This is a genomic window from Pseudomonas sp. NPDC089392 (genome assembly GCF_044749595.1).
GTDB lineage: Bacteria > Pseudomonadota > Gammaproteobacteria > Pseudomonadales > Pseudomonadaceae > Aquipseudomonas.
The window spans coordinates 58,635-84,996 of sequence record NZ_JBIVIF010000026.1 but is presented as its reverse complement, the minus strand read 5'-3'; the positions used below and the strand labels follow the sequence as shown (position 1 = coordinate 84,996).

25 protein-coding genes and 2 pseudogenes are annotated in these 26,362 nt (G+C 62.4%); 15 read left to right on the top strand and 12 right to left on the bottom strand.

The window, feature by feature from the left end; all coding sequences use genetic code 11:
* Positions 1–6: 6 nt before the first annotated feature.
* The 4 genes from ACIP1G_RS20890 to ACIP1G_RS20875 all read left to right on the top strand — a co-directional run bounded on the left by ACIP1G_RS20890 (position 7) and on the right by ACIP1G_RS20875 (position 4,861).
* Positions 7–813: an ABC transporter permease gene (locus ACIP1G_RS20890; RefSeq protein ID WP_400740409.1), complete on the top strand. Its 807-nt coding sequence runs from the start codon at positions 7–9 to the stop codon at positions 811–813.
* 19 nt (positions 814–832) lie between these two features.
* On the top strand, positions 833–1,981 hold the full coding sequence (locus ACIP1G_RS20885; RefSeq protein ID WP_400740408.1) for an ABC transporter ATP-binding protein: 1,149 nt from the start codon (positions 833–835) through the stop codon (positions 1,979–1,981).
* A 184-nt stretch (positions 1,982–2,165) separates the two neighbouring features.
* Positions 2,166–3,473 (top strand): substrate-binding domain-containing protein, encoded by a 1,308-nt coding sequence (locus ACIP1G_RS20880; RefSeq protein ID WP_400740406.1) that lies wholly within the window; start codon positions 2,166–2,168, stop codon positions 3,471–3,473.
* Between the two features lie 323 nt (positions 3,474–3,796).
* A complete protein-coding gene (locus ACIP1G_RS20875; protein ID WP_400740404.1) occupies positions 3,797–4,861 on the top strand; it encodes a TerC family protein in 1,065 nt (354 codons plus the stop codon).
* A gap of 13 nt (positions 4,862–4,874) precedes the next feature.
* Here the strand turns inward: ACIP1G_RS20875 and ACIP1G_RS20870 are convergent, their stop codons facing one another.
* The 5 genes and pseudogenes from ACIP1G_RS20870 to ACIP1G_RS20850 form a co-directional block, all read right to left on the bottom strand.
* Positions 4,875–5,276, bottom strand: coding sequence for a hypothetical protein (locus tag ACIP1G_RS20870; RefSeq protein WP_400740402.1), 402 nt, complete (start codon positions 5,274–5,276; stop codon positions 4,875–4,877).
* Positions 5,269–6,099: pseudogene (locus ACIP1G_RS20865) on the bottom strand (PAAR domain-containing protein); the annotation flags it as partial. The gene ACIP1G_RS20870 and the pseudogene ACIP1G_RS20865, both read right to left, overlap by 8 nt.
* Positions 6,100–6,417: 318 nt before the next feature.
* Positions 6,418–6,590: pseudogene (locus ACIP1G_RS20860) on the bottom strand (acyl-CoA dehydrogenase); the annotation flags it as partial.
* Between the two features lie 162 nt (positions 6,591–6,752).
* Entirely contained in the window at positions 6,753–7,154 is a 402-nt protein-coding gene (locus ACIP1G_RS20855; protein ID WP_400740400.1) for a hypothetical protein, read from the bottom strand.
* Entirely contained in the window at positions 7,135–8,535 is a 1,401-nt protein-coding gene (locus ACIP1G_RS20850; protein ID WP_400740398.1) for a PAAR domain-containing protein, read from the bottom strand. Before ACIP1G_RS20850 ends, ACIP1G_RS20855 begins: the two co-directional genes overlap by 20 nt.
* Positions 8,536–8,775: 240 nt before the next feature.
* On the opposite strand from ACIP1G_RS20850, the gene ACIP1G_RS20845 reads away from it, so the two are divergent.
* A complete protein-coding gene (locus tag ACIP1G_RS20845; protein ID WP_400740396.1) occupies positions 8,776–10,128 on the top strand; it encodes an SPFH domain-containing protein in 1,353 nt (450 codons plus the stop codon).
* A gap of 120 nt (positions 10,129–10,248) precedes the next feature.
* On the opposite strand, the gene ACIP1G_RS20840 is transcribed toward ACIP1G_RS20845, so the two are convergent.
* Positions 10,249–11,478: an acyl-CoA dehydrogenase gene (locus ACIP1G_RS20840; RefSeq protein ID WP_400740394.1), complete on the bottom strand. Its 1,230-nt coding sequence runs from the start codon at positions 11,476–11,478 to the stop codon at positions 10,249–10,251.
* A gap of 141 nt (positions 11,479–11,619) precedes the next feature.
* Here ACIP1G_RS20840 and ACIP1G_RS20835 point away from each other — a divergent pair, with 141 nt between their 5' ends.
* Both ACIP1G_RS20835 and ACIP1G_RS20830 read left to right on the top strand, forming a co-directional pair.
* A complete protein-coding gene (locus ACIP1G_RS20835; protein WP_060497224.1) occupies positions 11,620–12,546 on the top strand; it encodes a LysR family transcriptional regulator in 927 nt (308 codons plus the stop codon).
* Positions 12,547–12,739: 193 nt separating this feature from the next.
* On the top strand, positions 12,740–13,894 hold the full coding sequence (locus ACIP1G_RS20830; RefSeq protein WP_400740392.1) for a cysteine desulfurase family protein: 1,155 nt from the start codon (positions 12,740–12,742) through the stop codon (positions 13,892–13,894).
* Positions 13,895–13,901: 7 nt separating this feature from the next.
* Here the strand turns inward: ACIP1G_RS20830 and ACIP1G_RS20825 are convergent, their stop codons facing one another.
* The 3 genes from ACIP1G_RS20825 to nfsB form a co-directional block, all read right to left on the bottom strand.
* Positions 13,902–14,339: an RES family NAD+ phosphorylase gene (locus tag ACIP1G_RS20825; RefSeq protein ID WP_400740390.1), complete on the bottom strand. Its 438-nt coding sequence runs from the start codon at positions 14,337–14,339 to the stop codon at positions 13,902–13,904.
* On the bottom strand, positions 14,336–14,785 hold the full coding sequence (locus ACIP1G_RS20820) for an antitoxin Xre/MbcA/ParS toxin-binding domain-containing protein (protein WP_400740388.1): 450 nt from the start codon (positions 14,783–14,785) through the stop codon (positions 14,336–14,338). The genes ACIP1G_RS20825 and ACIP1G_RS20820 overlap by 4 nt, the downstream gene beginning before the upstream one ends.
* Before the next feature lie 159 nt (positions 14,786–14,944).
* Entirely contained in the window at positions 14,945–15,598 is a 654-nt protein-coding gene (gene nfsB, locus ACIP1G_RS20815; protein WP_400740386.1) for an oxygen-insensitive NAD(P)H nitroreductase, read from the bottom strand.
* 104 nt (positions 15,599–15,702) lie between these two features.
* On the opposite strand from nfsB, the gene ACIP1G_RS20810 reads away from it, so the two are divergent.
* Genes ACIP1G_RS20810 through ACIP1G_RS20800 form a run of 3 tightly spaced genes read left to right on the top strand, consistent with a single transcriptional unit; the run spans position 15,703 to position 18,139 of the window.
* Positions 15,703–16,626: a LysR family transcriptional regulator gene (locus tag ACIP1G_RS20810; RefSeq protein ID WP_400740384.1), complete on the top strand. Its 924-nt coding sequence runs from the start codon at positions 15,703–15,705 to the stop codon at positions 16,624–16,626.
* A gap of 47 nt (positions 16,627–16,673) precedes the next feature.
* Entirely contained in the window at positions 16,674–17,507 is an 834-nt protein-coding gene (locus tag ACIP1G_RS20805; RefSeq protein ID WP_400740382.1) for an AraC family ligand binding domain-containing protein, read from the top strand.
* Positions 17,508–17,554: 47 nt separating this feature from the next.
* The gene (locus tag ACIP1G_RS20800) at positions 17,555–18,139 is read left to right on the top strand and encodes a LysE family translocator (RefSeq protein ID WP_400740381.1); all 585 of its coding nucleotides are present in this window, start codon (positions 17,555–17,557) and stop codon (positions 18,137–18,139) included.
* 138 nt (positions 18,140–18,277) lie between these two features.
* Here the strand turns inward: ACIP1G_RS20800 and ACIP1G_RS20795 are convergent, their stop codons facing one another.
* Positions 18,278–19,477, bottom strand: coding sequence for a sugar transporter (locus ACIP1G_RS20795; protein WP_400740379.1), 1,200 nt, complete (start codon positions 19,475–19,477; stop codon positions 18,278–18,280).
* 205 nt (positions 19,478–19,682) lie between these two features.
* On the opposite strand from ACIP1G_RS20795, the gene ACIP1G_RS20790 reads away from it, so the two are divergent.
* The gene (locus tag ACIP1G_RS20790) at positions 19,683–20,999 is read left to right on the top strand and encodes a hypothetical protein (protein ID WP_400740377.1); all 1,317 of its coding nucleotides are present in this window, start codon (positions 19,683–19,685) and stop codon (positions 20,997–20,999) included.
* Positions 21,000–21,141: 142 nt separating this feature from the next.
* On the opposite strand, the gene calA is transcribed toward ACIP1G_RS20790, so the two are convergent.
* A complete protein-coding gene (calA, locus tag ACIP1G_RS20785) occupies positions 21,142–22,194 on the bottom strand; it encodes a vanillin reductase (RefSeq protein ID WP_400740375.1) in 1,053 nt (350 codons plus the stop codon).
* A gap of 182 nt (positions 22,195–22,376) precedes the next feature.
* On the opposite strand from calA, the gene ACIP1G_RS20780 reads away from it, so the two are divergent.
* Positions 22,377–23,282 (top strand): AraC family transcriptional regulator N-terminal domain-containing protein, encoded by a 906-nt coding sequence (locus tag ACIP1G_RS20780; protein ID WP_400740373.1) that lies wholly within the window; start codon positions 22,377–22,379, stop codon positions 23,280–23,282.
* A 128-nt stretch (positions 23,283–23,410) separates the two neighbouring features.
* Here ACIP1G_RS20780 and thpR read toward each other — a convergent pair whose 3' ends face one another.
* Positions 23,411–23,956, bottom strand: coding sequence for an RNA 2',3'-cyclic phosphodiesterase (gene thpR, locus ACIP1G_RS20775; RefSeq protein ID WP_400740371.1), 546 nt, complete (start codon positions 23,954–23,956; stop codon positions 23,411–23,413).
* 158 nt (positions 23,957–24,114) lie between these two features.
* Between thpR and lpxO the strand changes: the two genes are divergently transcribed.
* The 3 genes from lpxO to ACIP1G_RS20760 all read left to right on the top strand — a co-directional run bounded on the left by lpxO (position 24,115) and on the right by ACIP1G_RS20760 (position 26,244).
* Positions 24,115–25,014: a lipid A hydroxylase LpxO gene (gene lpxO / locus ACIP1G_RS20770; protein ID WP_346646535.1), complete on the top strand. Its 900-nt coding sequence runs from the start codon at positions 24,115–24,117 to the stop codon at positions 25,012–25,014.
* A 237-nt stretch (positions 25,015–25,251) separates the two neighbouring features.
* Positions 25,252–25,596, top strand: a complete 345-nt coding sequence (locus ACIP1G_RS20765) for a carboxymuconolactone decarboxylase family protein (protein ID WP_013973174.1) — start codon at positions 25,252–25,254, stop codon at positions 25,594–25,596.
* 78 nt (positions 25,597–25,674) lie between these two features.
* A complete protein-coding gene (locus ACIP1G_RS20760; RefSeq protein WP_400740370.1) occupies positions 25,675–26,244 on the top strand; it encodes a GNAT family N-acetyltransferase in 570 nt (189 codons plus the stop codon).
* The last annotated feature ends 118 nt before the right edge of the window (positions 26,245–26,362 follow it).

Sequence of the window (26,362 nt, the reverse complement as noted above, 5' to 3'; positions counted from 1 at the left end):
ACCGCCATGCTCCTGTCCCCCAATGCCATGGGCCGCCCGCTGCGTACCGGCCTGTATCTGACCACTGGAGTGATCGCGGCCTTCCTGCTGCTGCCGGTGGTGTTCATCGTGTTGCTGTCGTTCGGCTCGTCGCAGTGGCTGGTGTTTCCGCCGCCGGGCTGGACCTTCAAATGGTACGGCCAGTTCTTCTCCAACCCGGAGTGGATGGACGCCGCGCTGGCCAGCCTGAAGGTGGCCGTGCTGACCACCATCGCTGCCGTGCTGCTGGGCTTGCCCAGCGCGTTCGCCCTGGTGCGTGGCCGCTTCCCGGGCCGCGAGCTGCTGTATGGGCTGTTCACCATGCCGATGATCGTGCCGCTGGTGATCATTGCCGTGGCGGTGTATGCGCTGTTCCTCAAGCTGGGCTACACCGGCACGCTGTTCGCCTTTGTGGTCAGCCACGTGATCGTCGCCCTGCCCTTCACCATCATCTCGATCATCAACTCGCTGAAGCTGTTCGACCAGTCGATCGAGGATGCCGCGGTAATCTGCGGTGCTTCGCGCCTGCAGGCGATCTTCAAGGTGACCTTCCCGGCGATTCGCCCGGGCATGATCGCCGGTGGCCTGTTCGCCTTCCTGGTGTCGTGGGATGAAGTGGTGCTGAGCGTGATGATGGCCAGCCCCGACCTGCAGACCTTGCCGGTGAAGATGTGGACCACCCTGCGCCAGGACCTCAGCCCGGTCATCGCCGTGGCCTCGACCCTGCTGATCGGCCTGTCGCTGTTTGTCATGTTCATTGCCGCCGCCATGCGCCGGCGCACCGAAAACGCCTGAGCGCGCGGAGAAAACAACAATGAGTGCAGTGATCAAAGACAACGCGCCAGGCAAGACCCTGGTCAGCCTGCGCGGCCTGAACAAGCACTACGGCGACTTCACCGCCGTGGACAACCTCGACCTGGAAATCCAGGACGGCGAGTTCCTGACCTTCCTCGGCTCCAGCGGCTCGGGCAAGTCCACTACCCTGTCGATGCTGGCCGGCTTCGAAACACCGAGCAGCGGCGAGATCCTTGTGGATGGCCAGTCGCTGGTCAATGTGCCGCCGCACAAGCGGGATATCGGCATGGTGTTCCAGCGTTATTCGCTGTTCCCGCACCTGAACGTGCGCGACAACATTGCCTTCCCGCTGGCCATTCGCAAACTGAGTGGCGCCGAGACCAGCAAGCGCGTCGACGCCATGCTCAAACTGGTGCAGCTGGAAAAGTTCGCCCACCGCAAGCCGTCGCAGATGTCCGGTGGCCAGCAGCAGCGCGTGGCGATTGCCCGCGCGCTGGTATACGAGCCACGCATCCTGCTGATGGACGAACCGCTCGGCGCGCTGGACAAGAAGCTGCGTGAAGACCTGCAGGATGAGCTGCGCCAGCTGCACCGCCGCCTGGGCATCACCATCGTCTACGTGACCCACGACCAGGAAGAAGCCATGCGCCTGTCGCAGCGCATCGCCATCTTCAGCCATGGCAAGATCGTTGGCCTGGGCACCGGTTACGACCTGTACCAGAACCCGCCGAATGCCTTTGTCGCCTCGTTCCTGGGCAATTCCAACTTCCTGCGGATCAAGGCCAACAGCAATGGCGCGGGCAGCTTCGAGGGCCAGCCAGTTGCCATTCGCCTGACCCCAGGCCTGGCCGCCTCGCAGGATGCGCTGATCATGGTGCGCCCGGAAAAGGCCCTGGCCCTGACGGCCGAACAGGCCGCACGCGAGCCGCTGCCGGCGGGCTGGAACGAGGTCAGCGCCAAGGTGGGTGAAGTGCTGTTCCTGGGTGAGAGCCAGACTTGCCATGTGGTGACCGCGGGCGGCACCGAGCTGACGGTGAAGGCGCTGTCTGCAGCGGGCATGCCGATGCAGCCGGGCGATACTGTAAAGGTGCGTTGGGCGGTGGCTGATGCCTGCATCTATACCGAGTGGGCCGAAAGTGACCTGAGCAAATCCGCCGGAGCACATTGAGATCGCCGGGGCCGCTTTGCGGCCCTGTCGCGACACAAGGCCGCTCCTACAAGGGATCGCGGTCGCCTGTGGGAGCAGCCTAGTGCCGCGAATGGAGGGCAAAGCCCTCCCTACGGACTGTCACATTATCATCACGCCACTGTCGTAATCTGCCGGCCAACTCTATGCCATAGGGCCACCCGGCATGCCCCGCCTGCTTGTCTTGCTGCTCTCCCTGCTACCAATAGCGACCCTGGCCGAGCCATCGCACTTGCGCGCGCAAGGCTCCAACACCATCGGCGCGGGCTTGCTGCCAGCACTGGTCCAGGGGCAATTGCGCGCGCAGCAAGCCACCGCCATCGAACAGCAACCCGGCAAGCGGGCCAACGAGACCGTGATTACCGCGCGCGACACGCATGGGCAAGCCGTGCGCGTCGACATCGCCGCCCATGGCTCCAGCACCGGCTTCGTTGCCCTGGGCAGTGGCGAGGCCGACCTGGCCGCCGCGTCTCGGCCCATCAACGACAGCGAAGTGCGCCAACTTCGGGCCTTGGGCGACCTGCGCGCCGCCAGCGCCGAACAAGTCATCGGCCTGGATGGCGTCGCGGTCATCGTCCACCCCGACAACCCGCTGCCGCAGCTCAGCACAGGGCAACTGGCGCAGATTTTCTCCGGGCAGATCCAGCGTTGGGAGCAGTTGGGTGTGTCCGGCGGGGCCATTCATCTGTACGCCCGTGATGACCGCTCCGGCACCTTTGAGACCTTCAAGGCACTGGTACTGGAGCCGCAGCACGCCGATCTGTCGATCAAGGCCCGCCGCTTCGAATCCAGTGACGAGCTGGCCGCGCGGGTGGGCGCCGACCGCCAGGCCATCGGTTTCAGCAGCCTGGCCGCAGTCCACGGGGCCAAGGTGCTGGCAGTTGCCGAGGGCGACGCGCCGGCCATGCTGCCCGAGCGCGCCTTGGTGGCCAGCGAGGACTACCCGCTGTCGCGGCGCCTGTACTTCTACCTGCCAGCCAACCCCAAGCCCGAAGCCAAGGCCCTGGCCGATTTCGCCCAGAGCCCGGCAGGCCAGGCGATCGTTGCCCAGCAGGGTTTCGTTTCGCAGCAGATCAAAGCCCAGCCCGTCCCGCCCCAGGCCGACATGCCACCGCGCTATCGCACCCTGGCCCAACAGGCACAAAGGCTGAGCGTGAACTTCCGCTTCCAGGAAGGCAGTGCCAGCCTCGACAACAAGGCCCTGCGCGATGTGCAGCGGGTGGCCGAGTACCTGCGTCAGGCCGGCAAGTTGCAGAGCAAGGTGGTGCTGGTAGGTTTTGGCGACCCCAAGGAAACACCTGGGCGCGCCGCCCTGCTGTCGCGCCTGCGCGCCCAGGCGGTGCGCCGCGAGCTGGCGCGCGATGGTGTGGAGGTGCTGGAGGTGACCGGGATGGGTGATGAATTGCCGGTGGCCGGGAATGAGCTGGAGCAAGGGCGGCTGCGTAACCGGCGGGTGGAAGTGTGGGTGTATTGATCTACAAACCTGCGCACATCCCTGTGTAGGAGCGGCCTTGTGTCGCGAAAGGGGTGCGAAGCAGCCCCGGCAATTCTGCGGCGACTCGAAAATCCTGGGGGCGCTTCGCACCCCTTTCGCGACACAAGGCCGCTCCTACAGGTGACCGCATTGCCAAATGACCTGGGTCGACCCTGGCAAAGAAATGTAACAGCTCCCCATTCGGCATCACGGGCAAACGGGTCTAGGCTCAAGCCCATGTGATACCGGGCCCCTCTGACGGCTGCCAGGCCGCCATGTCGGATCACTGTTGCCATGCAACGTCGACATTCAAGGAGGGGCTCATGACAGCTCTGCAGGCATTTCTCACCACCCCGTTCCTCGGTACCAGCGCTTGGTTGTGGCTGGTGTTCATGGCAATCGTCATCGGTTTGCTGGTGCTCGACCTGGGCGTGCTGCACCGCCATGACCGGGAAATCGAAATGCGCGAAAGCCTGCTGCTGTATTCAGGCTACTTCAGCGTCGGCGTGCTGTTCGGTGCCGGGGTCTGGTACCAACTGGGCGCGCAATCGGCGCTGGAGTTCTACACCGGCTTCCTGGTCGAGCAGTCGCTGTCGATGGACAACGTGTTCGTCATGGCGATGATCTTCAGCTACTTCGCCATCCCCCGCCGCTACCAGCACCGTGTATTGTTCTGGGGCATCCTCGGGGTGGTGTTCCTGCGGGCGATCATGATCGGCGTTGGTGCCGCGCTGGTGCAGAACTTTGCCTGGGTGCTGTACCTCTTCGGCGCCTTCCTGCTGTTTACCGGGGTGAAGATGGCGCTGTCGAAAGAAGACAGCCACCCGGACCTGGCCAACAACCCGATCCTCAAGTTCGTGCGCCGGCACATGCGGGTTACCGACCAAATCCACGGCTCGCACTTCTTCATCCGCCAGACCCCGCCTGGGCACAGCAAGGCGCTGCGTTATGCGACACCGTTGTTCCTGGCGCTGGTGCTGATCGAACTGGCCGACCTGGTGTTCGCCGTCGACAGCGTGCCGGCGATCTTCGCCATTACCCAGGACCCGTTCATTGTCTACACCTCCAACATCTTCGCCATTCTTGGGCTGCGCTCGCTGTACTTTGCGCTGTCGGCGTTGATGCACCGGTTTGTGTACCTCAAGTACGCGCTGGCGCTGGTGTTGATCTTTATTGGCTGCAAGATTTTCTACCATGGCATGGTCGGCAAGGTGCCGGCGTTGTTGTCGTTGGGGGTGACGTTCGGGTTGTTGCTGGGTGGGGTGGTGGTTTCGTTGATCAAGACGCGGGGGGAGAAGGTGGTGGTCGAAAAGGGCCAAGAGCCACATGCTTCGAATGGGAAGGGCAAGGCTGGGAAAAATAAGGAAGACCCGCAATTGCGGGTCTGAGCTGAAAAGAAGTCTATTTCCCTTCTGAGAGCCAAATAAGGACATAAGCAACAATCATCCAAACACAGCCAAGCAGAGTTAGCCACGCTGCAAGAGCCAACTTGAATTTCAACTTTTGAGGAAAGCGCTTTAATTCCTCAGGTTCTACCGTACCTTTGTGCAATGCCAACTGCGGAAATGTTATCAATCCAGCGACCATACAAATCAACATCAAGCGCCACTTGAACCTTCGCCCACCCCACATTCGCTTCATCGACTCAAGGTAGGGATTGCTCTGAATAGCTGAACATGCGATACCATAGTCTTTGCTCAGTGTAAGCCAGGTAAAAATCACCAGACCAGGCAATCCAATGATGAATGGCCCGATTACCAATATCAGCCTCGCTAAAATCGGCCAATCGTTGATGTCAATCACTCGTAGCCTCATAGATAAACTCACCAGCCGATTCGCCAATCTTTCCGCCCGCGAGTCCACCAGCGAGCCCTCCAGCGCCGACCAGTACAATCCCGCACACTGAAACGCCTATTCCCGCAGTCCCAACGGCAAAAGCCGCGCACATCGTACCAGCGGCTAAGCCAGCCCCAGTGGAGGCTAGTGTTCCCAACCCAACACTACCTACAAAACCTCCCGTCTCGGTCAGTCTGACCTTTTTACAATCTTCAGTCTCACCAGCGCGACAAACCTCTTGCACTTTCAGATACGAAGAAGTCCCACCCAACCCAATCGCAGCGTACCCTCCATATTCGAGGAACTTACTAAGCCGCGCCACCTTGTCCAGATGCGTCGCATACCCCGGAATCTGCCCCGGCCTGCCGGCCTTCGACCAGTGGTGCACAAGGCTCTTGGTCGAAATATTCAAGCTCTTCCTCAACCGCTCATAGCTCCCCAAGTTCAGCTGCTTGCTAAGCAATGCCACTTTCAACTGTCCATCCAGCTGCTGCAGCAGCTTTCGCCTCTCGGCAAAGAAGCCTGGGCTGTTCAAATTGCCATGGCGCATGAACTCACGTTGATGCAGTTGCTCAATGCTGCTCAACGTATTACTGACCTGATTCAGCCCTTGTTTCAGCATGTCCGTACCCACGCCCATGGACTGGCTGGCGTTACCCAGCAAACCGGCGATTTCCGCCTGGTGCTGCATCATGAAGTCCGCTTCGGCGAAATCGAGCACCGTCAGCGCACGGCGGGCGTGCTGCGCCGCGGCCATCAGCTGGCCTTCCTCGCGGGTGCAGGCATCGCCATCTACTGCCTGACCTTTTCCCCCTAGATTGGCGCGCATACGCAAACTCCCTGCGCATAATCGAGGTTAGAAACCTAACATCGGCACCAGAGGCTCAAGTGGTTTGGGTCGAAATTCAGTTGTTTCCTACAAAATGGTCGAACCTGAGCAGGCTCATGAGTGAATGGGCGACCAAAGGTGCCAAAGGGTTGGTGGTGGGCCTGAAAACGCAGTAAGCCTTCCCGGCCTCTTCGCGGGTAAACCCGCTCCTATAACGACCTGCGCTGACCGTTGTAGGAGCGGGTTTACCCGCGAAGAGGCCGGTACAGGCTGACGAAGTCACCGCCCGCTACCCAACATCTGCACCGGCACATACTTGCCTATCTCATACTTACCAATCGCCGCCCGGTGCACTTCATCCGGGCCCTCGGCCAGGCGCAGGGTGCGCTGCATGGCGAACATGTACGCCAGCGGTCATCGCTCACCACGGCCCCGCCGTGCAACTGGGTCGCCTGGTAGACTACCCTCAACGCCATGGGTTTGAGTAACTCAAGTATGCGTTGGCGCTGGTGTTGATCATTAGTGGATGACTCAACGGAGCAGGCTTCGACAGGGAAAGATAAGCCCCTACGAAAAGAGGAAGACCCGCAATGCGGGTCTGACCACGCAAGGCTCTAAAGTCTCACCGTCGCATAGGCAATCGCTAGCCATACTGATCCTATTATTATCAGCCAACTCGAAAAAACCAGCTTGCGCTTTAACTTGAACGGAAAAGCCTTTAACTCACCTGCATCAACAACACCTATTCTTGAGTGAAAGATAGGAAAAGTCAGTAAACCGCAGACAACACAGACCACCATCCATCGTGCACGGTAGGTAGTGCAACCAAAAAAACGCTTCATCTTTTCCAAGTAGGCATTGCTTCGCATGGAACTATTGACGATCTCAAACTCGCGAGACCAGGCGACATAACCGCAAACTGCCAAGCCAATAGCACTTAAGAGAAATGGCATAGCCAGAAAAAACAATTGAATTTTCAGCGGCCAGCTATTCACATCAATCAGCGATGGAGTCATAGATCTTTTCTCCCAGCATCTCTCCTACATCCCCGCCTGCCAAGCTTCCGGCCAGAGATCCGGCTCCAACAAGAGCTATACCACACACTGGAGCTCCCACACCTGCTGTTCCAACGGTGAAAACAGCACAGACCGCAGGAACTGCCAAGCCTGCGATGAAGCCTCCTGCCGTCCCGCCAACAAGCCCTCCACTGAAACTCCCTGCTTCTTTCAGACGCACGGCCTTACAAGCCTCTGTCTCCCCCGCTCGACAAACTTCTTGCACTTTAAGGTACGAAGAAGTCCCACCCAACCCAATCGCAGCATAGCCACCGTACTCAAGAAACTTGCTGAGCCGCGCCACCTTGTCCAGATGCGTCGCATACCCTGGAATCTGCCCCGGCCCGCCGGCCTTCGACCAGTGGTGCACAAGGCTCTTGGTCGAAATATTCAAGCTCTTCCTCAACCGCTCATAGTTCCCCAGGTTCAGCTGCTTGTTAAGCAATGCCACTTTCAACTGTCCATCCAGCTGCTGCAGCAGCTTTCGCCGCTCGGCGAAGAACCCTGGGCTGTTCAAATGGCCATGGCGCATGAACTCACGCTGATGCAGTTGCTCAATGCTGCTCAACGTATTACTGACCTGATTCAGCCCTTGTTTCAGCATGTCCGTGCCCACGCCCATGGACTGGCTGGCGTTACCCAGCAAACCGGCGATTTCCGCCTGGTGCTGCATCATGAAGTCCGCTTCGGCGAGATCCAGCACCGCCAGCGCACGGCGGGCGTGCTGCGCTGCGGCCATCAGCTGGCCTTCCTCGCGGGTGCAGGCATCGCCATTGTCAGGGTCACCGATAACGAAGATTTCCCCCGCCTTGAAGCCCTGTTCGAACGTCGGGTTGAGCCGTTGCAGCCGGGAGATTGGCAACGTGGCATCGTGCCCGGCCAACTCCAGCAGCACTTGTGCGAACGACATACGCCGCGGAATCACATAGAAACCCGGCTCCAGGGTACCGGGCATCGCAACTGCAGCAGGTTGGGAGAAACGTTCGGGGTAAACAGCGGTTGATGGTTCGGCAAAATGAGTATCCGCACGCCCTGCAGCAGAGCGCATGGGCGGAAATGCTTCACTCAACGGGGCGACCACCCGATTGCTGCCCGGCGAACAGCCACAGAGCACCAGCGCACCATCCGTGGCGACCCGCCGGCCATCGGAAATGAAGAAGTCCACCCCTTCAGCGACGATGCCTTCCTGCCCACAAAGCGGGCATGACGTGGTGGGGTCACCTTCGCGCAGCACCATGCGGCCCTCGTCGAGATAGCTTGCCCCAGTGGCAATACAGACAGCACCCGTTGTCGTGACATCGCCATCAACTGCCTGACCTCTTCCCCCTAGACTGGCGCGCATATACAAACTCCCTGTGCATGATTGAAGTTAGAAACCTAGCATCAGCACGGGGCACCCAGGTGGCTTGTGTCGAAATTCAGAACTTTCCTACAAAATTACCAAACTTACATCTCAGGGATCACCGAGATATTTTACTTACCGCCGCCAGCGAATTTTCCCACACTCGGAATTCAACTTTCCTGATTGCAATCCCTCAGCACGCTTCGTCAGCATGCATGCTTTCCGCACAAGGAGTGCACCATGCAAAAGTTTTCAATTCCCGAATTCCCTAAGCTACGTATCAACCGCAAGTTAGTTACCGCCATTGCAATCCCGATTGTCACTATCGGTGCCCTGGCGGCCATTTTCAACAACGTGTTCTTCTACAACGAAGCCGGCCAGATGACCCACGTACGCACGATCTTCGGCGAGGAGAAAGTGGTCGAGGACGTGGGCTACGCAACCCAGTGGTTCGGCCGCAGTACAGCCTGGCGCCGGACCATCGGCGTGCAGTCCTCATTGCGTATGGACAACCCGGAGGACACCCGCGGCGGGCACCCTTCGGTCACGCTGGAAAACCTGCCCATCGTGTTTCTCGGCAACGTCGACGCCAAGGCTGAGTTCAGCACCCAGTTTCGTCTGCCTTCAGGCGAGGCCTTTCTGAAAATTGCCCAGGAGTACCGCACCCCCGAAAACTTCCTGCAGCGTGCATTGCTGCCAGCGGTAAAAGAGACGCTACAGGCAACAGCCTCGCTGATGAGTGCCGACGACTACTACGCGGGCAACCGCAGCCACTTTGGTGCCGAGTTTGAAAACCAGCTGCGCAACGGCCTGTACCTGACCAGCCGCAAGGAAATCCGCGTGCAGCGCGACAACTATCCGGCACAGACTGCCATTCTGCAGGCCGGTACCGAACAGGGCAGTTTTGGCGACAACAGCGCAACGCGTTTCGTCATTGAAAAGAAGCTCGACAAGAACGGCCAGGAGCTGCGCAAGCAGCAGCAATTCCGCCTGTTTGGCGTAGAAGTTGTCGACGCCCGCGTCACCCATATCGACCCCAATCCGCAGTACCAGCAACGCATGGTGCGTGTGCAGCAGGCATTGGCGGAGCTGGCCGTGGCGCGGCAGAACCGGCTGAAGGAAGAAGAGGAGAAAGAGCTGGTTTCTGCCCGCGGTGCCAAGGATGTCGAGGCCAAACGCCAGGAGAGCCTGCGCCAGCAAATCGAACGTACTACCGAGGCCGAAACAGAGAAACAGCTCACGCTGATCAATGCCGAGCGGGAAAAACGGCGCGCCGAGATCGACAAGCAAACGGCCGAGCTACTGCGCGACAAGGCACGTGTGAATGCAGAAGCGACAAAGATTACCGCCGATGCCGAAGCCCACGCCCGCGAGGCCTCGCTCAAGGCCGATGGTGCCCTGCAGACCAAGCTTGATGCCCTGGTGAAGATCAACCGGGCCTGGGCAGAGGCCGCGGCACGGGCGCCGGTGCCCAGTGTGATGATGGGGGGTGCTGAAGGCGGTATAGGGCGGCAGGATGAAATGAGCAGGCTCATGAGTGTGTTGGCGACGAAGGCTGCAAAGGATCTGGTGGTGGACCTGAAGACGCAGTGAACCTGGAAGGGCCTCTTCGCGGGCTTGCCCGCTCCCACAGGTATTGCACGAGCCTATCAGGCTGCGGTGATCCTGTGGGAGCGGGCAAGCCCGCGAAAGGGACCTTGAAGGCTGACGAAATTACCGCCCGCTACGCAACATCTCCGCCGGCACGTACTTGCCTATTTCATACTTGCCAATCGCCGCCCGGTGTACTTCATCCGGCCCGTCGGCCAGGCGCAGGGTACGCTGCATGGCGTACATGTAGGCCAGCGGGAAGTCGCCACTTACCCCTGCCCCACCATGAATCTGGATCGCCCGGTCAATCACCTTCAACGCCACATTCGGCGCCACCACCTTGATCTGCGCAATTTCGCTGCGCGCCACCTTGTTGCCGACGGTGTCCATCATGTACGCCGCCTTCAGCGTCAGCAGCCGGGCCATGTCGATTTCCATGCGCGAGTCGGCGATCTTGTCGACGTTGCCGCCCAGGCGCGCCAGTGGCCGGCCGAACGCCGTGCGCTCGACCGAGCGCTTGCACATCAATTCCAGCGCACGCTCGGCCATGCCGACTGAGCGCATGCAGTGGTGGATACGCCCCGGGCCCAGCCGCCCCTGAGCGATTTCGAAGCCACGGCCGTCGCCGAGAATCACGTTCTCATATGGCACCCGCACGTTCTCGAAGAGGACTTCGGCGTGCCCATGCGGCGCATCGTCATAACCAAACACCGGCAGCGGCCGGACGATCTTCACCCCGGGTGTATCAGTGGGCACCAGCACCATCGAGTGCTGTTGGTGGCGTGGCCCCTCAGGGTCGGACAGGCCCATGAAGATCATTACCTTGCAGCGCGGGTCGCAGGCGCCAGAGGTCCACCACTTGCGGCCATTGATCACCCATTGGTCACCGTCACGCACGGCGGTGGCAGCCATGTTGGTGGCGTCCGAAGAGGCTACATCCGGCTCGGTCATGGCAAACGCCGAACGAATCTCGCCGCGCAGCAGCGGCTCCAGCCACTGGCGCTTCTGCGCTTCGCTGCCGTAGCGCACCAGCACTTCCATGTTGCCGGTGTCTGGTGCCGAGCAGTTGAACGGCTCCGGGCCGAGCAACGAGCGGCCCATGATTTCTGCCAGCGGGGCATATTCCAGGTTGCTCAGGCCGGCGCCGTATTCCGACTCGGGCAGAAACAGGTTCCACAGCCCTTCGGCCCGGGCCTTGGCCTTGAGTTCTTCCATGATTGCGGTGGGCTGCCAGCGGTCGCCCTCGGCAACCTGGCGCTCGAACACCGCCTCGGCGGGGTAGACATAGGCGTCCATGAACGCTGTGACGCGCTCGCGCAGTGCCTGGACCTTGGGCGAATAGGCGAAATCCATCGGGGGCTACCTTCACGGTTCGGAGTACATGGGGCAGAGCCTAGAGCAGCATGGTCCCATCCACCTAGTCTATTTTCCGCGTGTATAAACATTCATAACCGATATATGATCGACCAATAATTCCAACAAAGAGCGGCGCCCATGAACCTCAGCAAGGTCGACCTCAACCTGTTCATCGTGTTCGATGCGATCTACACCGAAGCCAACCTGACCCGCGCCGGGCAGATCGTCGGCATTACCCAGCCGGCGGTGTCCAACGCCCTGTCGCGGCTGCGCGAAACCTTCAACGACCCGCTGTTCGTGCGCACCGCACAAGGCATGGTGCCCACGCCCATGGCGCAAAACATCATCGGCCCGGTGCGCAACGCCTTGGCGCTGCTGCGCACCTCGGTGCAGGAAAGCCGCATCTTCAACCCGCAACAGGCCAACAAGACCTTCCGCATCAGCATGACCGACCTGACCGAGGCGGTGATCCTGCCGCCGCTGTTCCAGCGCCTGCGCCGCCTGGCGCCCGCCGTGCTGATCGAAAGCTTCCTGTGCAAGCGCCGCGAGACCACCAAGGAACTCGCCGCCGGCCGCCTGGACTTTGCCATCGACGCGCCGCTGAACACCGACCCGCAGGTGCGCCACGTCAAGCTGATGCAGGACCGCTACGTCTGCGCCTTGCGCCAGGGCCACCCGCTGGCGGACAGCAAGCTGACCCTCGACAGTTACCTGGGCATGACCCACATCCATATCTCCAGCCGCCGCAACGGCCTGGGCTACGTTGACTTGGCGCTGGGCAAGATGGGCGTGCAGCGCAAGGTCGCCCTGCGCTCGCAGCATTACCTGATGGCCTCGCAGGTGTTGCAGCAGACCGACATGGCAATGACCGTTCCCGAGCGCTTCGCCCGTCGCCATCAGCTACGTTACCACCCACTGCCGGTGGAGGTGCCCGCGCTGGAAACGCACCTGTACTGGCATGAAAGCACCGACCAGGACCCGGCCAACCGCTGGATGCGGGAGCAGATCACAGAATTGTGCGAACGCGTGGTGGCCGAGGAAGAACGAGCGCTGGAGCCAGCCTGAAGGCACTGCCAATGGGGCCGTTGATGGTCTCTTTCAGAAAAATAAAAAAATCCTGCAATCAGCCAGATACAGAGAATTTTTTCCCACAAAAATTGATCACAAGGCTCTGGGAAGCGAAAAATATCTCGCAGATGGCGGGTACGCTTACTCCAACGATCGCCGATTTCACGGCGACAGACATGGACCCGCCCCAATGCCTAGCGCCCCGCTCTATTTCGATTATGCCGCCACCACCCCAGTCGACGACCGGGTCATCGAAACCATGCTCGCCTGCCTTGGCCGCCAAGCCAACTTCGGCAACCCCGCGTCAAGTGGCCATGCCTTTGGCCAGGCCGCTCGCCAAGCCGTCGAGCAAGCCCGCCAGCAAGTGGCCGAACGCGTCGGCGCGCAAGCCGAGACACTGGTCTGGACCTCGGGTGCGACCGAGTCGAACAACCTGGCGCTCAAAGGCATCGCCCACGGTATCGGCCAGCCTGGGCACCTGATCACCAGCCAGCTGGAGCACAAGGCCGTGCTCGACACGGTGGCCGAGCTGGAGCGCCAGGGCTGGGCCGTTACCCGCCTGGCGCCGGATGCTACCGGACTGATCCAGCCCGCTACCGTACAGGCGGCGTTACGCGCCGATACCCGCCTGGTCTCGCTAATGGCGGTTAACAACGAGTTGGGCACCGTTACCGATTCTGCCACGATTGGCGAACATGTACGCGCTCACGGTGCCCTGTTGCACGTGGATGCGGCGCAGGCCGTGGGCAAACTGGCCATCGACCTGAACGCCATGGCCGTGGACCTGATGTCATTCTCGGCGCACAAGGTTTACGGGCCAAAAGGCATCGGCGCATTGTATGTCGGGCCTCGCGCCCGAACACTGATGCGTGCGCAGATACACGGCGGTGGTCATGAGCAAGGCCTGCGTTCCGGCACCCTGGCGACCCACCAGATCGCGGGCATGGGCAGCGCCTTTGCCTTGGCCGGGCAACCTGGCGACAACGAGCACCAGCGCCTGGAGCAGCTGGCGGGACGTCTGCGCGATGGCCTGCTGGCCTTGCCTGGGGTCACCCTCAACGGCTGTGCCAAGCAACGTATTCCCCACACCTTGAACCTGTGCATCGACAGCAAAGGCTTCAACAGTGCGGCGCTGGCCAACGAACTGGCGCTGTCGACCACCTCTGCCTGCAACTCTGCGAGCAATGCTGCCTCGCATGTGCTGCTGGCGCTGGGGCTGGCTGAGCACCAGGCACGCAACAGCGTGCGCTTGAGCATCGGGCGCTTCAGCACTGAGGCCGAAGTGGACAAGGCACTTGAAGTGTTTGGCCGGGTGCTGGCGACGGCGTCGGCAGCGCTGTGGTAAACCGGCCCTAGAACAAGCGGCTGTCCGGGGTGAAGTCCTCGACCTCGATCTTCGCCCTCTGCGCCTGCGGGTGCCGTGGGTTGAACAGGTAATTGGTGGTGCTGGGCATGATTGCGCTCGGCACCGGCAGCAGCAATGCCGAGCAGTCATCCAGAAAGCGGTTGCCCAGGCCCCGGGTAAGCTCGGTCTGCGCGGACCAGCCGGGCTGCAAGGCGGGCAACTGCGCTTGCGAAACCGTGTCGGGCAATTCGATGCGGATCAGGCGCATGGTGGTGGGGAAATCCTCGGGGTCGATCTCCAGATGCACCAGCACTTCGAGCATGGCCCCCGATGGGCTGGTGGCGGCATACACCACCGGCCGCCCCGCCTGGTGCCAGCGGCCGCTGACACGCAAGCCGCCGGTACCGCTCAAGTCTGCATAAGCGCTGATGCGCCATAGAATCACAGGCCAAAGCCCTCGGCGATCTGCAACAACATCTCTTCGACTTGGGTGGTGCCTTGCTGAGTGGTCAGCATCTGCATCGGGGTCAGCCCCGAGAAACGCTCCTTGGGCTTGGACAGCCAGCGCTTGGCCTTGTCCGCTTCGCCAAACACGGCTTCGGCCATGGCGGTGATGTGGGCCGAGCGGAACAGCCGATCACTTTCTTCCACAGTCAGCGGCTGGTCACGCTCGATGCGGGTTTTCAGGGTGCGCAGGGGAATGATCTGATCGCGCTCCACCGGCGTGAACACACCGCGCTCGGTCAGTTTCACCAGCCAGGTGGCGGCAAAGCCATGGGTGATACGGGTGTGGATTTCAAAGTCACTGGCGCGTTCCGGGATTTCCAGCAGCGCCTGCAGGCGGGCCCGGTACTCGTGGTAACCGTTGTCGCGAAGCACTTCGGCAAGCATGGCATGCCCCTCATTCGGCGTTTACCGACAAGTATGCGGCATATGCCGGAATTTGCAAACCAGTCGGCACCCACAGGACGGTACAGGTTTTTTGAAGGCGGCGCGGACCTGTGGGAGCGGCCTTGTGTCGCGATGGGCCGCAAAGCGGCCCCGGCAATCTCACAGGAAAGTGAACACCTGCGCAGCCGGCAACCGCGACTTGTTCAGCCCGGCATTAAAGTCAGTCTCACTGCGATACCCCAGGCTAAGAATCACCACGCTGGTAAACCCACGCTCACGCAGCCCCAGCTCGGCATCCAGCAGCTTGCTGTCAAAGCCCTCGATCGGGGTGGCATCCAGCCCATGCGCCGCCGCGCCCAGCAACGCCGTACCCAATGCCAGGTAGGTTTGCTTCTCCATCCAGTGCTGCACATCCTTCTGGTCAAAGCGGTGCAGGTCGACGTAGTGACGGCGGCTCTGGTTCTGCGCCGCACGCGCCTGCTCGTCACGGAAACGCCCGTCGGCAGCCTCCTGGTCGAGTACGCCGTTCAGGTGTGCCTCGGTCATCTCGGTACGGGTGCAGAACACGATCACGTGCGAGGCATCAAGAATCTTCGGCGTGTTGTAGGCATAACCCTGCGAGGTGCTCTTGGCCAGGCGGGCCTTGCCTTCGGCGCTGTCGGCGACGATGAAGTGCCAGGGTTGCGAATTGACCGAAGACGGGCTGTGGCGCAGTTGTTCCAGCAGGGCATCGACAGTGGCCTGGGGAATACGGCGTGAAGCATCGTAGGCTTTGGTGGTGTAGCGGCGCTTGGCCAGCGAGACGGTATCCATGCAACAACTCCGGGAATGAACAGTAGATTTGCCGCGCATCTTATCTTTCCTGCAAAAAAGAAAAACCGGCACAATGCAGCAACACTTTCATCACTGGAGTGAAAATGCTGCGCATCGCCGATCTCGAACTGTTCGCCCGCAGCAGCGTGTTGGGCAGCTTCACCGCTGCGGCCCATGAAGCCGGCCTGCTGCCGGGCCAGGTGGCCGCCGCGATCAAGCGCCTGGAGCGCGACCTGGATGTGCGCCTGTTCGCCCGCACCACCCGCAGCCTGCGGCTTACCGCCGAGGGCGAGCGCTACCTGCCCACCGCGCTGAATGTGCTGGAAAGCCTGCGCCAGGGCCATGAAGACCTGCATGGCAACCCCAGCACCCTGCGCGGCACCCTGCAGGTGTCGGCACCTTCGGACCTTGGCCGCAACATGCTGCTGCCGTGGCTGAGCGCTTTCCGTCGCCAGCACCCGGCACTGCACCTGCGCTTCTTCCTGTCCGACCAGATCGCCGACCTCAACCGCGACCCGGTGGACGTGGCCATCCGCTATGGCCTCAACCAGGACGCCAACTACATCGCCCTGCCCCTGGCCGACTGGAACCGCCGGGTGCTGGTTGCCTCGCCCGACTACCTGGCCCGCCACGGCCGCCCGCTCAGCCCCGACGCCCTGCAGCAGCACGCCTGCCTGCTGTACATGCAGCACAACCGTGTGTACGACAAGTGGCGGGTGGGCAACCACACCGTGCAGGTGCACGGGCCGCTGGTCAGCGACGACGCCGATGTCATCCGGCGCCTGGCCATTCAAGGCGAAGGCATCGTCTATAAATCGTGGCTGGATGTCAGCGCCAACATTGCGGCCGGTGAACTGCAGATCGTCCTGCCCGAATTCCTCGGTGAGCCTACCCCGGTCACCTTGGTCTGCCCGCATCGCAAGCAGCTCACCCCAGCGGTGGCGCAATTGCACCTGTGGCTACGCGAACGCTTCGAGGCCCTGCGCAGCCGGGCACTGACCAACGGCTGCACAATCGTTCCAGACTGAGCCGGGGCGTTGCGCTAAGGTAGCCATTTACCCCACGGCATACGTTCATGAGCAACTGGATCGACTTCAAACAAGACGCCGACACCGGCATCGAGTCGGTCCGTGCGCATTTTGTCGGGCATGCCTACGACCCGCACTGGCACGACAGCTTCCTGGTCGGCGTTACCGAACAGGGCGTGCAGCAGTTCAACTGCCGCCGGGTGCGCCACCGCAGTACGCCTGGGCAGGTGTTTCTGCTCGAACCTGGCGACATCCACGATGGCCTGGCGCCCACCGAAGAAGGCTTCACCTATTCGACGCTGTACCTGGAGCCCGCCTGGCTCGACCAGCAACTGCGGGCGCTGTTCGAACACGCACCGGGCGACAGCCTGCCCAGCTTTGCCGATACCCTGTGCCACGACGAGCGCCTGGCGCGGGCTACTGCCCTCGCCTTCCGCGCCGTGCATGACCAGGACTTGCGCATTGTCCGGCAAACGGCGATGGACGACTTGCTCGCCTGCCTGACCCGCCACCTGCATTGGCGCCGGCGCATAAACCCTGACCCGCGCCTGCCGCTGACCGCGCAGCGCGCGCGTGACTACCTGCACGCCAACCTGGAACGCGACATTGGCCTGGAAGACCTGGCCGAGGCTTGCGGCATTGACCGTTTCCGTCTCACCCGCGCGTTCAAGGCCGCGTTCGGCATTGCACCGCACGCCTACCTGATCCAGCTGCGTCTGGCCCGCGCGCGGCGCCTGCTCGCCCAAGGCCAGACGCCTGCCGAAGTGGCCATGGCTTTGGGCTTTGCCGACCAGAGCCACCTGGGCCGCTGGTTCCGCCGCGCCTATCAGCTGACCCCGGCCGACTATCGCAGGCGTTGCTCAAACCTTCCAGACTGCTAGCCTGCGCGCGGCGAGCATTGTGCTTCGATTTTCCGGAGCGTTTGACCATGTCGCAGTCGTTGTTGCCCTTCATCCTGTTTGCCCTGGTGTCCAGCATCAGCCCGGGGCCGACCAACCTGTTGGTGCTTGCCCATGGCGCCCGCCTCGGCCTGCGCGCCAGTGTTGCGCCAATTGTGGCGGCCTGCGGCGCGGCGGCGGCGATTGTGCTATTGGTTGGCCTGGGGCTGGGTGAACTGTTGCTGCGACACCCACTGGCCCAACAACTGATGAGCTGGGCTGGTGTGCTGTGGCTGAGCTGGCTGGCGTGGAAGATGCTGCGCAGTGCCGCCGCGCCGCTGCAGGCGGGCTCGGCGCAAGGCTTCAGCGCATTGAGCGCCGCCTCGTTGCAGGTGGTGAACCCCAAGGTGTGGCTGATGGCCGTGGCGGTGGTCGGGGTGTTTGCCGCGCCGTCGCTGCCGGTGTGGCAACTGGCGCTGGTGTTCCTGCTGATTGCCCTGCCGTGCATGGCGGCGTGGGCGGTGTTGGGGGTGGGGAGTGCACGCTGGTTGCAGGCGCCGCAGCGGTTGCGGGTGTTCAACCAGGTGTTGGCAGTTGTTTTGCTGGTTTCTGCTTGGGCTGCCGTTCTGGCTTGAGCCCTCCACAGTTGCTGCCGGCATCTTCGCGGGTGAACCCGCTCCCACAGGCACTGCATCTGTCTCTGCAACGATGCAGATCCTGTGGGAGCGGGTTCACCCGCGAAGAGGCCGGTACAGCCACTCAAGAGTGACCGGTCAGTGCGTCAGCGCCTCTCGGAAGCGCCGGGTACTGGCCACCGCCAACAACAACCCGACCACCGCCACACTACCGCCCACCAGGCCGATATCCGCCACATCCATCTGGCTGCTGACGATACTGCCCAGCAACGCGCCACCACCAATCCCGATGTTGTAGATACCCGAGAACAGCGCCATGGCCACGTCGGTGGCATCGGAGGCCAGCTTCAGGGTCTTGGACTGCAACGCCAGGCTGAAGCTGAGGATCGCCACACCCCAGAACATGCTCAGCACAGCGAACACATAAAAATTGCCCGACAGCGGCAACAGCAACAGCAGGCATGCCGCGAGCACGCCAATCGAGCCCACCAGGAAGCCATGCGGGAAGCGCTCGCTGTAACGGCTGAACAGCAACGAGCCAAACACCCCGGCGCCGCCGAACAGCAGCAGCAACAGCGTGGTGCGCTCACCGCCAATCTGCGCCACATGCAGGGCGAACGGTTCGATGTAGCTGTAGGCGGTGAACTGCGCGGTAATCACCAGCGTCACCAGCAGATAGGTAATGACCAGTGCCGGGCGCTTGAACAGGATCGGCAGGCTGCGCAGCGAACCGGAGTTCTGGCTGGGCAGCAGCGGCAGCGACTTCATCAGGCACAGCATGGTGGCCAGCGCCACCCCGGCAATGCAGAGGAAGGTGATGCGCCAACCCAGCGCTTCACCCACCACGCGGCCCAGCGGGATACCCAGGACCATGGCCAGGGTGGTGCCGGTGGCCAGCAGGCCCAGCGCCTTGGCCTGTTGGCCTGGCGGCGCCACCCGTACCGCCAGCGAGGCAGTGATGGCCCAGAACACCGCATGCGCCAGGGCAATGCCGATACGGCTGACCAGCAACATGGCAAAGCTCTGCGACAACCACGACAGCAAGTGGCTGACAATGAACACCAGGAACACGAACAGCAGCAGGCGCCGCCGCTCGATGTTGCGGGTCAGCAGCATCATCGGCAACGAGGCCAGCGCCACCACCCAGGCGTAGATGGTCAGCATCAGGCCCACCTGGGCAGTGCTCATGTCGAAGCTGCGGCCAATGTCGCTAAGCAACGCCACCGGGACGAACTCGGTGGTGTTGAAGATGAAGGCCGCCAGGGCCAGGGCAATGACGCTCAGCCAGCTGCCGCTGCCCGCCGTGGGCGGCATGTGGGTGGGTGTGGGTCCGTTCATGGGTGGAAACCGCTTCTCCGCAGACAAGGCAACAGGTCGCACGCCAGCCACCCGCTTGCAGGGGTGTCGACGCACGCTTTGTTATTGATAGGAATGCCCGGCATGGTACGCGTCAAGCCGGGGCCTCACAACCGCGAGGCAGGCAGAAGGAGTACCATGCGCGCTTTGTAAGAAACGCGTGTGCAACAAGGAGCCCGATCCGCTCATGGACAAGCAGCACCCCCAGCAGCAATGGCAGCAGGCGGTTACCACCTATGCCCAGGCCGTCAACGACTATGTCGCGCAGGGCCGTGCGCAAGGCTGGGATGACCTCGAAGCGCCGCAGGCACCGGCCACCGGGCACCTGCTCGACGCCTGGCTGACCGCCTTGCAGCTGGCCAACCGCCCGGGCGTCGACGAGCAGCAGCGCCAGGCCTTTCGCGAGGCCTGGCCGCCTGCACATCAACCCTTGATACCTTTGCTTGAAGAACACGGCCAAGGGATCAGCAACGTCCTGCTGCTGGATGACGGCAGCCTGCTGGCCCGCATCGGCATGCCATGTGATAAAGGCCAGGTGGTGCGCATCGACCGCCACGGAGTGACCCCGGTGATCGGCATCGACCACTTTGGCCGCTGCCCGGCGCGCCGCTACTTCGCCCTGGCCAATGCCGAGGGCGTGCGCGTGACCGATGGCTGGGGCGGCCCGCAGGTGCAGCGCCTGGCCTGGCCGACCGGGTTGGAGGGATTGCCGCCAGGCTACCCGTTCGAGCCGTTCGACCTACCGCCCACGCCGACCACGCTGATCCCTTTCCCGGATGGCCAGCGGGTGCTGCTGGTGAGTGCCGAGGGTATCTTCCTGCTGACTGCTCAATGCGCAACCCGCCTGCTGCCGCACCAGGCTCGGGTGCTCGACGAGTTGGCCGAAGGCACCGACCCGGACGACATCAACCTGGGGCTGAGCATGGAACATGGCGCAGTGTCGCCAGATGGCCAATTGATCGTGGTGGGTGAGCAAGGCAGCCGGCATCGGGTGCTGGACGACCAGCTCAGGCCGCTGGCAGAAATCGGCCCGGGCAGCGAGTACCCGCACTTTGCGCTGTTCAACCGTGCGGGGGACCAGCTGATCCTCAATGCCTGCCATTTCTACAGTGGCGCCACGCTGGCGGTAAGGGTGGCCGACTTGCCGGGGTTGGATACCGATTTCTACAGCCAGGACCCGCGTACACCGCTGGTACAGGATGGCGCGCGGGTGTATGCCGGGGTGGCGCGTGCTGGCGAGTATATCGTCGGGGATGCCTATGGCTACCTGCGCGCGTTTGGCGAGGATGGCACGGAGCATTGGCAGCATTACCTGGGGTCGACCATCAGTGCGATGGATATCAGTGCCGACGGGCGTACGCTGGTGGCGGCGAGCCATGCGGGGATAGTGTCGGTGATTGCCCTGGACAGCGGGCGGCCTGCATGGCAGATCGGGACCGGGGCACATGGCGAGGTGCGGCGGTGGTTGTTCTGGAAAGGCTGGGACAGGGCGATGGCCTGGTAACCGGTCCAGCATCTTTGTTGCCTGATCTGGCCTCTTCGCGGGTAAACCCGCTCCTACAGGGGACGCAACAAATTTCAGAATCTGTGCTGTCCTTGTAGGAGCGGGTTTACCCGCGAAGAGGCCGGTACAGGCAACCGATCAATCAGCCCTGCAAAGTGGCCATGTCGATCACGAACCGGTACTTCACATCACCGGCAATCATCCGCTCATACGCCTGGTTGATATTGCGGATATCGAGCATCTCGATATCGCAACGGATATCGTGCTCGGCACAGAAGTCCAGCACCTCCTGGGTCTCGGCAATACCACCAATCAACGACCCCGCCAGCACCCGGCGCTTCAGCACCAGGTTGGCCGCATGCACCGCCGGGTCGATCGGCTCGATCAGGCCGACCAGAATATGCACACCATCGAACTTCAGCGTTTCCAGGTACGGGTTGAGGTCGTGCTGCACCGGAATGGTGTCGAGCAGGAAATCGAAACGCCCGGCTGCTGCGCGCATCTGCTCGGCATCGGTGGACACGATCACATGGTCGGCACCCTGGCGGCGGGCTTCTTCGGCCTTGGCCTGCGAACGGGTGAACAAGGTCACTTCGGCACCCAGGGCCTTGGCCAGCTTGATACCCATGTGGCCCAGGCCACCCATGCCGAGAATGCCAACCTTGTGGCCCGGGCCGACGCCGTGGTGCTTGAGTGGCGAATAGGTGGTGATACCGGCGCACAGGATCGGCGCGGCGCTGGCCAGGTCCATGCCGGCCGGGATGCGTACCACGAAGTGCTCGCTGACCACGATGCTGCTGGAGTAGCCACCCATGGTGTTGCTGCCGTCAACCCGGTCCGGGGTGGCGTAGGTCATGGTCGGGCCTTCCAGGCAGTATTGCTCCAGGTCCTTGGCACAGGCCTCGCAGTGACGGCAGGAGTCGACCATGCAGCCGACGCCAACCAGGTCACCGACCTTGTGGGCGGTTACCTGGGCGCCCACCGCCGTAACCCGGCCGATGATCTCGTGGCCAGGCATCAGTGGGTACACGGCAATGCCCCACTCGTTGCGCGCCTGATGGATGTCGGAGTGGCACACGCCGCAGTACAGGATCTCGATGGCGACGTCGTCCGCACGTGGGCTGCGGCGCTCGAAGGTCATGGGGGCCAGGGGGCTGGTGGGGGTTTGGGCGGCGTAACCAATGGCGGTGTACATGCAGGGCCTCGTAGTGGAAGTGAAACGATTCAGGCGGCGCATTCTGCGCGCCATCGCGCCCCTCGCCCACGGCTGATCCTCCGGCATGCATGCCTGATTCTCCGAACATGCCATCCAGCATCTGGCGCCGCACCTCCAATCTGCGATGATTAAGCTGTCTGATTCTCTGCCCCTGGTTCACCATGCAACTGACCCGCCACGTCGACGCCAATGCACCGCTTTGCGCGCTGATCCGCAGCCTCGCCACGCGCCCCGGCTTTGTGCCCACGCACCTACCCCAGGTGCAGGTGCTGAGCTGGGACCACTATGTGGCCAGCAGCCCGCAAATCTACGAACCCAGCCTGATGATCCTGGCCCAGGGCAGCAAGCTCGCGCGCCTGGGGCCGCGTACCTTGGAGTACGGTGCCGGGCATTACCTGGTGCAGGCGTTGTCGGTGCCGTTCATGTGCGAAACCTTCGCCACCCCTGAAGCGCCCTTGCTCGGCGTGGCGGTGGACATCGACCGTGCTGTGCTGGGTGAACTGGTACAGAGCATGGACCTGGCGCCAGACGTTGCAGTGCAGGCACAAACACCGCAGTCGATGACCTCGGCGGCGCTGGATGCGCCGATGCGGGAAAGCGTGGAGCGGCTGCTGCGCTGCCTGCAGGACCCGCTGGACGCCAGGGTACTGGGCCCAGCGCGGGTACGTGAGGTGCTGTATACCGCACTGCGCGGCCCGCAGGCCGGTGTGTTGCGAGCGTTGGTAGAGCAACAGGGGCATTTCGCTCGCATTGGCGCCGCCCTCGCCCACCTGCGCGAGCACTACACCGAGCCGCTGAGCGTTGAAGCACTGGCCGCACGGGCCAACATGAGCGTTTCGACCTTCCATGAACACTTCAAGCGCTGCACCGACATGGCGCCGATGCAGTACCTCAAGCGCCTGCGGTTGCTGAAGGCGCAACAGATGCTGATTGGCGAAGGCCTGGGAGTGGCCCAGGCCGCGCACCGGGTGGGGTACCAGAGCACATCGCAGTTCAGCCGCGAGTACAAACGCCAGTTCGAGCGCAGCCCGGGGGATGAGTTGCCATATCAAAGCTTACCGGTTTAGCCCCTTAAGGCCGCGTGCGATTTTGCAGGAGCAGCCCTGTGGGAGCGGGTTCACCCGCGAAGAATCCAACACGGTGGATGGCACCGGCTTTGCCGGTGTTCGCGGCTAAAGCCCACACAGGGTCAGAGTCAATGCAAAAGCGGCCACTGTGCCAACGGCCAATATGCACCCTTGCGCGACTCGTACAACGTGAAGTGGCGGGCAGCGAGGTAAAACTCCGGCGCGCTGCTGGCTTCTGGCGGCTGGCCACGGTAATCCCTGGACAGCGTCAAGTGCGGGCGATACTCACGGTTGGCCGCTTCCACTCCCAACGGCAGCAGCGCCTGCTGCAAGCCGTACACCAGTTGCAACAGGGGCTGCGGTGTCTGCCGCGCCTCCAGTACCAGGGCACTGGCGCGCCGCCACACCTGCAAACGGTCGAGCAACAGCCGCGGTGCCGTGGCCGGCAGCGCCAGTTGGTCGACAGCCGCGCATATTGCTGGCACCTGGGCAGCATCCACATCGCCGAGGAACAGCAACGTCACATGAAAGTTGGCCGCCGGCACCGGTTTGCCGTTGCGCAGGTTCAGGTCGCGCCGCCACTGGGCCAAAGCGCGGCGCTGGGCATCGCTGACCGGTAAGGCGAAGAACAACCGCTTGAACGGCGTACCGCTGGTGTGCAGATCCTGAACCATGTGAACTCCTGGGCGTGAATCGTTTGCGCAAGTCTGTAGGGTATTACACCTAAGTCGCCCCGCCGTTTCGTAACAATAAGTACAAACTGCGCCCATGATTGTTTATGCTCGGGGGCTTATGCCATGGCGCATGGCCATTTTTCGACAAGTAAACGTCCATGAAAATTGCACTCGTACTCCTCTTCGTCCTCTCGATCGCCTATGTTCACCTGCGCGGTCGGGTGCGCCACAAGCTGACCCGCCAGCTGGGCGACCACTCAAGCTTCCTGGCACCGATCAACAGCTTTCTGTATCTGTTTTCCAAGCACCCGGCCAAGCCTTACCTGCCGGTAGAGGCCTTCCCCGAACTGAAGCCGCTGCAGGACCATTGGCAGGAGATCCGCGAGGAAGGCCGCCAGCTGCTGCACGTGGGCGAAATCAAGAAGTCCGAGAACTACGATGACGTCGGTTTCAACTCGTTCTTCAAGACCGGCTGGAAGCGCTTTTACCTGAAGTGGTACGGCGAAAGCCACCCATCGGCGATGGCCCTGTGCCCACGCACCACCGAGTTGCTGCAAGGCATCGGCACGGTCAAGGCGGCCATGTTCGCCACCCTGCCGCCAGGCGCCAAGCTGGTGCGCCACCGTGACCCGTATGCCGGTTCGTACCGCTACCACCTGGGCCTGGACACACCGAACGACGACGGTTGCTATATCGACGTGGACGGCGAGAAGTACTCGTGGCGCGATGGCGAGGGCGTGGTCTTCGATGAAACCTACATCCACTACGCAGCCAACACCACCGAGCACAACCGCATCATCCTGTTCTGCGACGTCGAACGCCCGCTCAAGTACCGCTGGGCAACCGCGTTCAACCGCTGGTTCAGCCGCAATGTAATGGCCGCCGCCGCCGCGCCCAATGATGCCAGCGACAAGACCGGAGGCATCAACCGGCTGTTCACCCGCATCTACAAGATCCGCGAACGCGGCAAGGCGCTGAAGAAGCGCAACCGCATGCGCTACTACCTGGAGAAGTGGGCAGTGGTTGCGGCGTTGGTGCTGGTGTTCATCTACATCTGATGGCTGTACGCAATCCATGCAGGAGCGGCTGTAGGAGCGGCTTTAGCCGCGAACACCGGCGCAGCCGGTGCCATCCACCGCGTCGCCCGCTTCGCGGGTAAACCCGCTCCCACAGGTACTGCGCTGGCTTCGAGTTCACGCAGTACCCTGTGCACACCCACCAAAGTACAAGCCTCACACCTGCCACTCTTCGACTAGCCTGAAAGCTCCACTCGCAACCACCCCAAGGTGAAGACGATGAGCATGATGGACTGGGACGCCTACCGTAAGCAGTTGATGGCCGGCATCGGCGATCTCAAGCAACTGTCACCCGACACCGTGGCCGGCTACATGACCGCCAGCGGTGCCGGGGCCAAGACCAACCACCTGGACGCCAAGACCCGCGAGCTGATCTCCCTGGCCGTGGCCGTGACCACCCGCTGCGACGGCTGCATTGCCGTGCATTCGCAGCAGGCGGTCAAGCATGGCGCCAGCCGCGAGGAAATTGCCGAGGCCCTCGGCGTGGCCGTGGCGATGAACGCCGGTGCCGCGCTGGTCTACTCGGCGCGGGCCATGGATGCAGTAGGCAAGGCCAACGGCTGAGCACAAACGGCGTCGCCGCCCTTGCGCGACGGCGCCGCGCCACCCAGACTGGGCGGCTTAGCACGCGCAGGAACCCGCATGATCCACATTCGCCCCATGACGCCCGAAGACTTCGAACGCTTCTGGCCTACCTTCCAGGCCGTTGTCCAGGCCCGTGAAACCTACGCTTTCGACCCGGCCCTGAGCTTTGAACAGGCCCGCCAGCTGTGGCTGGAGCTGCCATTGCACACGCTGCTGGCAGAAGAGGATGGCGAGCTGCTGGGTTCGTATTACCTCAAGGCCAATGCCGCCGGGCCGGGCGCGCACGTGGGTAATTGCGGCTACATGGTCTGCGAACAGGCGCGTGGCCGGGGCGTGGCGCGCTTGATGTGCGAGCATTCGCAGAAGCTGGCACGCCAGGAGGGCTTTCTGGCCCTGCAGTTCAATTCGGTGGTAGCCAGCAATGAAGTGGCAGTGGCGCTGTGGCACAAGCTGGGCTTCGAAACCGTCGGCCGCTTGCCCAAGGCCTATCGCCATGCCCGCCTGGGGCTGGTGGACTGCCTGGTGATGTACAAGTGGCTGGCGGATGAGCCGGTGGTGGAGAAGCCGCCGCTGCTGATTGGGCGCAAGAACATCGAGGCGCGGGTTTCGCGGCGGCGCGGGCGCTGATTTTCTGAGGCAGGCCCGGCCTATTCGCGGGTAAACCCGCTCCTACACCCAGAGGCCTTTGATATTCCTGTGGGAGCGGGCGAGCCCGCGAAGTGGCCAGGCCTGCCTACTACTCCCC

Coding starts and splice junctions, on each gene's coding strand:
- ACIP1G_RS20780 (WP_400740373.1), top strand. CDS start 22,377: ATGCAACTGACCCGCCACGTCGACGCCAATGCACCGCTTTGCGCGCTG.
- ACIP1G_RS20880 (WP_400740406.1), top strand. CDS start 2,166: ATGCCCCGCCTGCTTGTCTTGCTGCTCTCCCTGCTACCAATAGCGACC.
- ACIP1G_RS20890 (WP_400740409.1), top strand. CDS start 7: ATGCTCCTGTCCCCCAATGCCATGGGCCGCCCGCTGCGTACCGGCCTG.
- lpxO (WP_346646535.1), top strand. CDS start 24,115: ATGAAAATTGCACTCGTACTCCTCTTCGTCCTCTCGATCGCCTATGTT.
- ACIP1G_RS20805 (WP_400740382.1), top strand. CDS start 16,674: ATGAGCAACTGGATCGACTTCAAACAAGACGCCGACACCGGCATCGAG.
- ACIP1G_RS20885 (WP_400740408.1), top strand. CDS start 833: ATGAGTGCAGTGATCAAAGACAACGCGCCAGGCAAGACCCTGGTCAGC.
- ACIP1G_RS20850 (WP_400740398.1), bottom strand. CDS start 8,535: ATGCGCGCCAGTCTAGGGGGAAGAGGTCAGGCAGTTGATGGCGATGTC.
- ACIP1G_RS20845 (WP_400740396.1), top strand. CDS start 8,776: ATGCAAAAGTTTTCAATTCCCGAATTCCCTAAGCTACGTATCAACCGC.
- ACIP1G_RS20830 (WP_400740392.1), top strand. CDS start 12,740: ATGCCTAGCGCCCCGCTCTATTTCGATTATGCCGCCACCACCCCAGTC.
- ACIP1G_RS20840 (WP_400740394.1), bottom strand. CDS start 11,478: ATGGATTTCGCCTATTCGCCCAAGGTCCAGGCACTGCGCGAGCGCGTC.
- ACIP1G_RS20795 (WP_400740379.1), bottom strand. CDS start 19,477: ATGAACGGACCCACACCCACCCACATGCCGCCCACGGCGGGCAGCGGC.
- thpR (WP_400740371.1), bottom strand. CDS start 23,956: ATGGTTCAGGATCTGCACACCAGCGGTACGCCGTTCAAGCGGTTGTTC.
- ACIP1G_RS20875 (WP_400740404.1), top strand. CDS start 3,797: ATGACAGCTCTGCAGGCATTTCTCACCACCCCGTTCCTCGGTACCAGC.
- ACIP1G_RS20810 (WP_400740384.1), top strand. CDS start 15,703: ATGCTGCGCATCGCCGATCTCGAACTGTTCGCCCGCAGCAGCGTGTTG.
- ACIP1G_RS20760 (WP_400740370.1), top strand. CDS start 25,675: ATGATCCACATTCGCCCCATGACGCCCGAAGACTTCGAACGCTTCTGG.
- ACIP1G_RS20855 (WP_400740400.1), bottom strand. CDS start 7,154: ATGACTCCATCGCTGATTGATGTGAATAGCTGGCCGCTGAAAATTCAA.
- ACIP1G_RS20790 (WP_400740377.1), top strand. CDS start 19,683: ATGGACAAGCAGCACCCCCAGCAGCAATGGCAGCAGGCGGTTACCACC.
- ACIP1G_RS20800 (WP_400740381.1), top strand. CDS start 17,555: ATGTCGCAGTCGTTGTTGCCCTTCATCCTGTTTGCCCTGGTGTCCAGC.
- ACIP1G_RS20835 (WP_060497224.1), top strand. CDS start 11,620: ATGAACCTCAGCAAGGTCGACCTCAACCTGTTCATCGTGTTCGATGCG.
- ACIP1G_RS20820 (WP_400740388.1), bottom strand. CDS start 14,785: ATGCTTGCCGAAGTGCTTCGCGACAACGGTTACCACGAGTACCGGGCC.
- calA (WP_400740375.1), bottom strand. CDS start 22,194: ATGTACACCGCCATTGGTTACGCCGCCCAAACCCCCACCAGCCCCCTG.
- ACIP1G_RS20765 (WP_013973174.1), top strand. CDS start 25,252: ATGAGCATGATGGACTGGGACGCCTACCGTAAGCAGTTGATGGCCGGC.
- nfsB (WP_400740386.1), bottom strand. CDS start 15,598: ATGGATACCGTCTCGCTGGCCAAGCGCCGCTACACCACCAAAGCCTAC.